General features: G+C 36.1%; 3 protein-coding genes and 1 CRISPR repeat array. All 3 genes read left to right on the top strand.

Annotated features, from left to right (window positions below; all coding sequences use genetic code 11):
- Positions 1-1641: 1641 nt before the first annotated feature.
- Entirely contained in the window at positions 1642-3162 is a 1521-nt protein-coding gene (locus F6K40_RS32635) for a site-2 protease family protein (RefSeq protein WP_293142135.1), read from the top strand.
- A 471-nt stretch (positions 3163-3633) separates the two neighbouring features.
- A CRISPR array of direct repeats spans positions 3634-4406; the repeat unit is 36 nt; unit sequence CTCTAGCGCTTCACCCGAAGCGGAATTAATGGAAAC.
- Between the two features lie 396 nt (positions 4407-4802).
- On the top strand, positions 4803-5357 hold the full coding sequence (locus F6K40_RS32630) for a Uma2 family endonuclease (protein ID WP_293142134.1): 555 nt from the start codon (positions 4803-4805) through the stop codon (positions 5355-5357).
- A 335-nt stretch (positions 5358-5692) separates the two neighbouring features.
- Complete coding sequence (locus F6K40_RS32625; protein ID WP_293142133.1) at positions 5693-5929, top strand: hypothetical protein; 237 nt, start codon at positions 5693-5695, stop codon at positions 5927-5929.
- Positions 5930-6725 lie beyond the last annotated feature (796 nt).

Raw genomic sequence — 6725 nt, 5'->3', positions numbered from 1 at the left:
GTTTATCTAATCATTTGTCTAGCAAGAGAAAATGATGAATCACTCAATTATTATCAGAAAAATCTGAAGTGAAAAAAATCATAACTAAAAAGATTTGATTTAGTAAAAAAAACGGGTAAATAGATCCCAAACTAAACTGAAACTATCATCTAGTATTTAAACAACTATAGTAGTCAAAAACTAAGTTGTGAAATCCGGCAAAAATAGTTATATGGCAATATGAAATGATTCAGAAACAAAACTGTAGGGGCGTGGAGACCAAACCCAAGCAAAAATCGGATTTAGACTAAATCCTAATTAGACATCTGCCAAGTATCGGAGTAATATTTATAGAGACCTAGAAACTAGAGAAAAATTGCTACAGGAGTAAGTTTATCTAATCATTTGTCTAGCAAGAGAAAATGATGAACAACTCAATTATTATCAGCAACATCTGAAGTGAAAAAATTATCAACTAAAAAGATTTGATTTGGGTAAATAATTGGGTAAATATATACAAAACCAAACTGAAACTATTATCTACTAATTCAACAATTATAGTAGTAAAAAATTAAGTTGTGAAGTTGTGAAATCCGGCAAAAATAGTTATATGGCAATATGAAATGATTCAGAAACAAAACTGTAGGGGTGTGGAGACCAAACCCAAGCAAAAATCGGATTTAGACTAAATCCTAATTATCAATCTACCAAGTATCGGAGTAATATTTATGGAGACCTAGAAACTAGAGAAAAATTGCTACAGGAAAAGTTTATCTAATCATTTGTCTAGCAAGAGAAAATGATCAACCACTCAATTATGATCAGCAACATTTGAAGTGAAAAAATCATCAAGTAAAAAGATTTGATTGAGGCAAATAATTCGGTAACATAGATACAAAACTAAACTGAAACTATCATCTAGTATTTAAACAACTATAGTAGTCAAAAACTAACTTGTGAAATCCGGCAAAAATAGTTATATGGCAATATGAAATGATTCAAAAAAAACAGTAGGGGTTTGCTCTCCTTTCCCCAAACGGAAATCGGATTTAGACTAAATCCTAATTAGACATCTGCCAAGCATCGGAGTGATATTCATGGAGACCTATAAATTATAGAAAAATTACTACAAGAGTAAGTTGCTCTAATCATTCGTCTAGCAAGATAAAATGATGATTCAGTCAATTATTATCAGGAAAATCTGAAGTGAAAAAATTATCAACTAAAAAGATTTTACTGAGGCAAATAATTGGGTAAATAGATACAAAACTAAACTGAAACTATCATCTAGTATTTAAACAACTATAGTAGTCAAAAACTAAGTTGTGAAATCCGGCAAAAATAGTTATATGGCAATATGAAATGATTCAAAAAAAAACTGTAGGGGTTTGGCTTCCAAATCCCATTTGCGCTTGGGTTGGCAGACCCAACCCCTACTATAAAATAGTAAAAATAGTACAACATAAGCAATGAAAATATTACAACATAAGCGCCGATGGCAAATACATAACTTCTCTATTTTTCAAGTTTTATGTAAAGATGTTGATAAAGTCTAGCTATTACAGGAGGTACTAATAACTGTTAACTGTTAACTAATAACTAATAACTAATAACTGTTAACTAATAACTGATAACTGATAACTGATAACTGATAACTGAATTATGTATACCACATCTGAAAATACAACCACAATAATAGTAGCTTTGATTGCTCTGGGAATTCTGGGTTGGGGATACTATAGAGCTAAACCTTATGGTAAAACAGGCATTTTAGCCTGGTTACAATCAGTAGTATTAATGGCACCTTGGCTACTATTTTTTGCTCTATTTGCTGCGGGAATTTATCTCAATTTAGTATTAATTATATTTCTGCTAATAGCTTGTACAGGATTGTACATTTATTTGGGAAAACAATTACGAATAATAGCAGCTCAAGAAGCAGAAAATAAACCAGATATCTCACCAATCACCAATTCCTTACAAGAGTCTTCCAGTGAAGAAAAAACTCAACTAGAAAATCTAGATAAAACAGAAAACGGAGAACAGAAAAAAGCAGAAACTGTAGAATTTATTCCGATTCCAACTGAGGATTTGCAAAAAGTTAAAGACATTTTTGGTGTCGATACTTTCTTTGCAACTGAAACTATCCCTTATCAAGAGGGAGCTATTTTCAAGGGAAATTTACGGGGAGAAGCAGAAACAGTTCATGGTAAATTATCAGCAACATTAACAGAAAAACTAGGCGATCGCTACCGACTATTTTTATTGGAAGGTCCGGAAGCTAAACCAGTAGTGATCATTTTACCAAGCAAAAATGACCCTAAATCTGCCACTACATCCCAAAAAATTCTGGCAGTTATTCTATTAATTATGACTATTGCCACCAGTTTTGAAGCGGGTGGGTTATTGTTAGGGTTCGACTTTTTCAACCAACCCATGAGATATCAAGAAGCATTACCCGTTGTCATTGGTCTGTGGATAGTTTTGGGCGGTCACGAAATTGCTCACCAAGTCCTGGCAAAACGTCACAATGTTCGCTTTAGTTGGCCGTTCTTTCTCCCTGCTTGGCAAATTGGTAGTTTTGGTTCCGTTAACCGTTTCGAGTCACTCATCCCTAGTCGAAAAGTTCTGTTTGATGTTGCTTTTGCCGGACCTGCTGCTGGTGGAATAATTTCTTTGGCAATGTTATTAGGAGGTTTGTTACTTTCCCAGGAAGGTAGTCTGTTTCAAATGCCATCAGAATTTTTCAAAGCTTCTGTTTTGGTGGGAACTTTAGCGCGAGCAATCTTAGGTCCGGCAGTACATCAAAATATTGTAGATGTTCACCCACTGGCAATTATAGGTTGGTTGGGTTTGGTGATTACGGCAATTAATCTGATGCCAGCAGGTCAGTTGGATGGAGGTAGAATTGTTCAAGCAGTTTATGGTCGGAGAGTTGCAGGTAGAGCAACACTTTTTACTTTTATAGTCTTGGCGATCGCTTCTTTGGTTAATCCTTTAGCGTTGTATTGGGCGGTTATTATTTTGGTATTACAGCGAAATTTAGAACGCCCTTGTTTGAATGAATTAACTGAACCAGATGATGCTCGTGCTGCTTTGTGTTTGTTAGCTTTATTTTTAGCGATCGCTACTTTGTTTCCTCTTACTCCAGGTTTAGCTGGTAAATTGGGTATTGGCGGTTAGTCGGTAGCAGGAGTGATGGAGTGATGGAGTGATGGGGAGTGTGAATTTTGAAAGAGTACCTTTGCGATCGCCCGATTTAGTATAACTTCTAATTACTGACTTCTTACTTCTTACTTCTGACTTCTGGCTTTAAGAAGTGGGTTGACAATTTGTATGGTTAAAGTTAGTATAGAAAGTGAGGAGATTGGTATTAAGAACCTTGATAAATGAATAGCAGTGCCTTTTTTGTCATTTTTTGTTTTTAAGGAGTGCTTAAAAGGTGGTTTTTCATCTTTGCATGGTACCCCACATACGCACCTCGCAGAATCGCTGAAACCCTGATGCTTTCGTTTAACTGCGTCGATGCCATGCTAGGAGAGGGTTTGAGGGTCGTCATTTTGCCAAAAATTGCCAATTTGACTTTTTAATCAAAGGGGTAGGTATTTTTGGGGGTCTGAAAGCCTTGGTTTGTCGTGGTTCTGAAACCGAACTCTCTAGCGCTTCACCCGAAGCGGAATTAATGGAAACGATTACCTCGAGGAAGTCATCACTTTGTTCATCAGTTGACTCTAGCGCTTCACCCGAAGCGGAATTAATGGAAACCTTTTTCAAGATAAACTACTATTCCAATTTTATTCTCTTCACTCTAGCGCTTCACCCGAAGCGGAATTAATGGAAACGAGGTTATCAACGTGGTAACCAAAATTTCTTTCACCCTCTAGCGCTTCACCCGAAGCGGAATTAATGGAAACACCCGTTGCCGTCTCCATTGTTAGCCCAACGAAGCTCTAGCGCTTCACCCGAAGCGGAATTAATGGAAACGATTTGGGATTTGAAAATCTTGGACATTTTTTTTCGTTACTCTAGCGCTTCACCCGAAGCGGAATTAATGGAAACGCTAGAAATAGTGGCAAAAATTTAAGTTTTTTCATTCTCTAGCGCTTCACCCGAAGCGGAATTAATGGAAACGTGAAGCTAGGATTACGGAGACCAGCTAAAGAACGGGGCTCTAGCGCTTCACCCGAAGCGGAATTAATGGAAACACCATCTATAGCAACAAAGGTTTTTACACCTTGCTGATACTCTAGCGCTTCACCCGAAGCGGAATTAATGGAAACATCATGTGGTCTTTGATGCCTGTCAGGAACACATCACTTTAGCGCTTCACCCGAAGCGGAATTAATGGAAACAGTAATGCAGATGCTCAGGGGTTTTGGGAAACCTTGAGCCTCTAGCGCTTCACCCGAAGCGGAATCCCCCCTAACCCCCCTTTGAAAGGGGGGGACTGGATTATAGTGCTTCACCTGAAATAGAATTAAGAGAAACTTCCTTTGATTTTGAGGAAGTTTTTTTTACCAAAATTTTTCTTTGTGCATAAGAAGCAATATGTAGCGATCGCCACTAGACGATTTTAATAAACTTATAGGATAATCCTAAATTCTAAGCCCCCCTTTCAAAGGGGGGTTGGGGGGATTAAACTCTTGAGAGAAAGTTTTTTTTACCAAAACTTTTCTTTGTGCATAAGAAGCGATATGTAGCGATCGCCACTAGACCATTTTAATAAACTTATAGCGTAATCCTAAATTCTAAGCCCCCCTTTCAAAGGGGGGTTTGGGGGGATTAATCAAAATGAACGTTAAAACCTCTATTAACGTATAACCATGACATTAGAAACACAACTAAGTTTAGAACAATTTTTAACTCTTCCAGAAGAGGATATTACTTATGAATTAATTGAGGGAAAAGTACAACCTAAAATGTCTCCTAAAAGATTTCATTCTCGCTTAACAGGTACTCTTTTTCTACTTCTTACTAACTGGAGTAAATCAAAAGGAGAAGTAGGAATAGAATGGGGAGTTATTCTACAAAAAAATGGCAAAGATTGGGTTCCCGTGCCCGATTTGTTATATATTTCTTATGATAAATTACCCCCAGAAAGATTTGAAGATGAACTGTGTCCGTTTCCTCCTGAATTAGCCATTGAAATTATATCTTCTGGTCAATCTTTTGGGGATTTAAGTGAAAAAGCAACAGATTATTTGAATGCAGGAGTTTTGAGGGTTTGGATTATTGATTCAAAAGCAAAAAGCATTACTATTTTTTATCCTGATGCTCCACCAAAAACTAAACGAGGAAAAGAACGTTTAACAGATGAAGTTTTACCAGAATTAGAAATAAGTGTTGAACAAATTTTTCAGCAAGCAGGATTTGTTTGAATTTAGAATTTAGAATTTAGAATTTAGAATTCAGAAGTTGTACCAAATCCGGTTATTAAAAGTACCTTTTATATTCAAAAATGATTCACCCAGTGCGAGCTTCTAGCTGGCGAATAATTTTATCTACCTCGCGAATAATTTTATCTAGCTGGAGAATAATTTTATCTAGCTGGCGAATAATTTTATCTAGCTCGCGAATATTTTATCTAGCTCACGAATATTTTATCTAGCTCACGAATAATTTTATCTACCTCGCGAATAATTTTATCTAGCTCACGAATATTTTTCCAACTGTTCCCTGTTCCCTATTCCCTACTCCCTACTCCCTAAAAAAAATGACACTTACTGTTGATTTAAAAAATATAGCTGCTGCTTTACCAATTTTTATTGAACCCGAACAAAAGGAAAAATTTTTATTTGTCTTAGGAGCTTTGATAACCAGATTAATTAGTTTGAGAAAAGGTGCTGAAATTATGGAAATTGATGCTGAGGAATTGTTGCAAATCTTAGATTTATTAGGGATTGAATTTTCCTATCTTTCTTCAGAGGATATAGAGCAAGAACAAAGGTAGTAAAAATCTTGAAAATTCTGATTAATTCATCTCCGATCATCTTTTTAGTCAGGTTGCAAGTTTTAAAATTATTTCTTAACAACAATCTCCCCATCTCCCGATATTTCCATCTCCCCTAAATATGTAATCATATCAAATCCGGTAGTATTGGTCTAAAAAGAGTGTGGGAAGGGTGGGAGTGTAGGGAAATATAGAAAGATTTGGCAATGACTGAAGATGGAACATTTTTTTCTACCGAATTAAGCAGATTTGATATCAGTGTTCAACCTAATTTCATAAAGGGTTTGGAGACCACACCCCTACGGTAATGTTTTCTCACTTTTGACCGCTATGAGGGGTCTCACCCTGAACTGCAACGTTATAGTTATTGAAATTTTTGGATGATCTGGAATTCGGTTATATAAAATATGTTCATAATTCTATAATTAGTTCAATATTCAATCTCCCGTTTGATATCAGTGTTCAACCTAATTTCATAAAGGGTTTGGAGACCACACCCCTACGGTAATGTTTTCTCACTTTTGACCGCTATGAGGGGTCTCACCCTGAACTGCAACGTTATAGTTATTGAAATTTTTCGATGATATAGAATCCGGTTATATAAAATTGTTCATAATTCTATAATTAGTTCAATATTCAATCTCCCGTTTGATATCAGTGTTAAACCTGATTTCATAAAGGGTTTGGAGACCACACCCCTACGGTAATGTTTTCTCACTTTTGACCGCTATGAGGGGTCTCACCCTGAACTGCAACGTTATAGTTATTGAAATTTTTCGATGATATAGAATCCGGT

It is taken from the genome of Okeania sp. SIO3I5 (genome assembly GCF_010672085.1).
Lineage (GTDB): Bacteria > Cyanobacteriota > Cyanobacteriia > Cyanobacteriales > Microcoleaceae > Trichodesmium.
Note: the sequence above shows the minus strand (reverse complement) of the source record. Positions and strands in the feature narration are given on the sequence as shown.